The following is a 3,010-nucleotide window of genomic DNA, read 5'->3' as shown; positions in this document are numbered from 1 at the left end:
CGTCCAGGCCGTAGAAGTTGCTGTGATCGCCACCGGAATACGGTTTGTCCGGATTGGCCTTGGTGCGCGCGGCCGAGCCGGCCAGCGGGATGGAGTACGGAATGCCCGAATCCGGCGTGTCGTTACTTTCCAGATGGTAGTAATCGAGGTTGACGCGGGTGTCGGTGCCCAGGCCAAACGCCAGCGACGGCGCGATGCCCCAACGGTCGTAATCGACGCTGTCACGGCCGGCGACGTTGCTCTCATGGCTCATCAGGTTCAGACGGCCGGCGGCGGTGTCGGTGAACTGGTAGTTGCCGTCCAGGGTGTAACGCTGGGTCTGGTCGGAGCCCCAGGTGAAACCGCCGTCCAACGAGTCGCCCAGGTGCGCTTTCTTGCTCACCAGGTTGATGCTGCCGCCCGCCGCACCACGGCCGCCGATGGCCGAGTTCGGGCCTTTGCTGACTTCGATCGATTCGACGGCGAAGATCTCGCGGCTCTGCGAACCGGTGTCGCGCACGCCGTCCAGGTAGGTATCGCCCTGCGCGTCGAAACCGCGAATGAACGGACGGTCGCCTTGCGGGTTGCCGCCTTCACCGGCACCGAAGGTGATGCCCGGAACGGTGCGCAACGCGTCCTGCATGTTGAGGGCGCCGGTGTCCTTGAGTACTTGCTGCGGGATTACGGTGATCGAGCGCGGGGTGTCGACCAGGGGCGCGGTGTACTTGGACGAGGAGGCTTTTTCGACGTTGTAGCTCGTCGCGTCCTGGGCTTCGCCGGTGATGGCGGTGGCGTCCAGGGCAATCGCGTTGCCCGATGCCTTGCCGTCAGTCTGTTCGGCTGCGAACACCATGTGGCTCGCAGAGCCTGCGGTGATGGCCACGCCAATTGCAGACGCGAGCAAACGCGGTGAACTGACAGGTAATTGTGAGTGTTGGCGTGACATGTGAATTCCCCTCCCCAAGGATTTGAGGCCGCGGAATATAGGGTAGACGCGTATTTGTATCAATTGCGAAACGTTACTATTCGCGAAGAATTTACATTCTTTACAATTTGCCCTTACGGTTTTTAATGTTTCGTTCGTCATGGGGGTTTTACACGGGCAATAAGAATCAATACCATTGGCGCTCCTTTGCTTTCTGGTGTTGTTCTCATGCTGCTGCACATTCCCGGCGTGTTCGCGAAAGAAGAAGTGCAGCGCATTCGTGAGGCGCTGGAACAGGCCGATTGGGCCGACGGCAAAATCACCGCCGGGTTTCAGTCGGCCAAGGCCAAGCACAATCTTCAACTGCCCGAAGGTCATCCACTGGCCAAGGAAGTCGGCGCGGCGCTGCTGGAACGCCTGTGGAAAAATCCGCTGTTCATGTCCGCCGCCTTGCCGCACAAAGTCTTCCCGCCATTGCTGAACTGTTACACGGCGGGTGGCAGCTTCGATTTCCATATCGACAACGCCGTGCGTCAGCCGAAAAACAGCATCGAGCGTGTGCGCACTGACCTGTCGGCCACGCTGTTCTTCAGCGAGCCCGAGGACTACGACGGCGGCGAACTGGAAATCCAGGACACCTTCGGCACCCAACGCGTGAAGCTGCCGGCCGGTGACATGGTCCTGTATCCCGGCAGCAGTTTGCACAAGGTCAACGCCGTCACGCGCGGCACCCGCTATGCGTCGTTCTTCTGGACCCAAAGCCTGGTGCGTGAAGACAGCCAGCGCGCCTTGCTGTTCGAGATGGACGGGGCGATCCAGCAACTGACCCACGACCTGCCCGATCACCCGTCGCTGATCCGCCTGACGGGCACTTATCACAACCTGTTGCGGCGTTGGGTCGAGGTATGACTTTTCAATTGCGCCGAGAGGAAGTGCTCGACGGCGAACGGCTCAAAGCCATGCTCGAGGAAAGCCCGGCACGGGCGGCACAAGCCATCGTGGTTGCTGCCCGCGAAGGGGTGATCGAGGCCCAGGCACTGCTCGGGCAAATCCTGCTGGACGGGCACGGCATCGCACTCGATCAACCGCTGGCATTGCGCTGGTTCGAGATTGCCGCGCACGGCGGGCACCTGATGGCGCGCAACATGGTCGGGCGGTGTCACGAACATGGCTGGGGGTGTGCGGCGGATGCTTCGGTTGCTGCGCGGCATTATCGAATCGCGGCAAACGCCGGGCTGGATTGGGCGATGTACAACTACGCCAACCTGCTGGCGACCGGGCGCGGGGTGATCGAGGACCAGCTGCAAGCGCTGAGTTTCTATCGCCACGCCGCCGAACTCGGCCACGCGAAGTCGATGAACTTGCTGGGGCGCTACCTGGAGGAAGGGCAGGTTTGCCCGGCGGACCCGCAGGCTGCACGTGACTGGTATCGGCGCTCGGCGGTCGGCGGGGATTTCCGCGGGCAGTTCAGCCATGCCGCGGTACTGGCGGATGCAGGGCAAATCGACCAGGCGTTGATCTGGTTACGCAAGGCCCTGGCGGGCGGCAATCTGAATTTCCTGCGGGTAGCAAGCAAGGCGCTAACGAACGCAACTGATCCGCACATTCGCGCCCTGGCCGCGGACTATGCCCGGCGCACCACCGAATTGGAGCAGGATCTCAAACCGCTGTAGGAGCCGGGTTATGCCGGGACAGCAGGCACAAAAAAGCCCATGACACGTCATGGGCTTTTTGCTGTCGGCGCTTGGCGTTTACACGTAGAACGATTTCAACGGCGGAAAGCCATTGAATTCCACCGCGCTGTAACTGGTGGTGTAGGCACCGGTCGACAACCAGTACAAACGATCACCAATCGCCAGGTTCAGCGGCAAACCGTACTTGTAGTTTTCATACATGATGTCGGCGCTGTCGCACGTCGGGCCGGCGATGACGACTTCTTCCATCTCGCCTTTCTTCTCGGTCCAGATCGGGAACTTGATGGCTTCGTCCATGGTTTCGATCAGGCCGGAGAACTTGCCCCACATCCGTGTACACCCAACGCTCGACGGCGGTCCGGGATTTACGCGCGACCAACACCACTTCGCTGACCAGAATGCCGGCGTTGGC

General features: G+C 61.1%; 3 protein-coding genes and 1 pseudogene. 2 read left to right on the top strand and 2 right to left on the bottom strand.

Features of this window, described 5'->3' with window-relative positions:
• A partial coding sequence (locus tag ACQKP4_RS28750) for a TonB-dependent receptor (protein WP_427637406.1) occupies positions 1–925 on the bottom strand: 925 nt, incomplete at its 3' end.
• Positions 926–1,132: 207 nt separating this feature from the next.
• Between ACQKP4_RS28750 and ACQKP4_RS28745 the strand changes: the two genes are divergently transcribed.
• Positions 1,133–1,813, top strand: a complete 681-nt coding sequence (locus ACQKP4_RS28745; protein WP_427637405.1) for a Fe2+-dependent dioxygenase — start codon at positions 1,133–1,135, stop codon at positions 1,811–1,813.
• Positions 1,810–2,577, top strand: a complete 768-nt coding sequence (locus ACQKP4_RS28740) for a tetratricopeptide repeat protein (RefSeq protein WP_427637404.1) — start codon at positions 1,810–1,812, stop codon at positions 2,575–2,577. The genes ACQKP4_RS28745 and ACQKP4_RS28740 overlap by 4 nt, the downstream gene beginning before the upstream one ends.
• Positions 2,578–2,655: 78 nt before the next feature.
• On the opposite strand, the pseudogene ACQKP4_RS28735 reads toward ACQKP4_RS28740, so the two are convergent.
• Positions 2,656–3,010, bottom strand: a pseudogene (locus ACQKP4_RS28735) (type III PLP-dependent enzyme); the annotation flags it as partial.

Source organism: Pseudomonas sp. NPDC086278, assembly GCF_050280905.1.
In the GTDB taxonomy this organism is placed as follows: Bacteria; Pseudomonadota; Gammaproteobacteria; order Pseudomonadales; family Pseudomonadaceae; genus Aquipseudomonas.
This window is presented reverse-complemented; position numbering and strand designations above follow the sequence as displayed.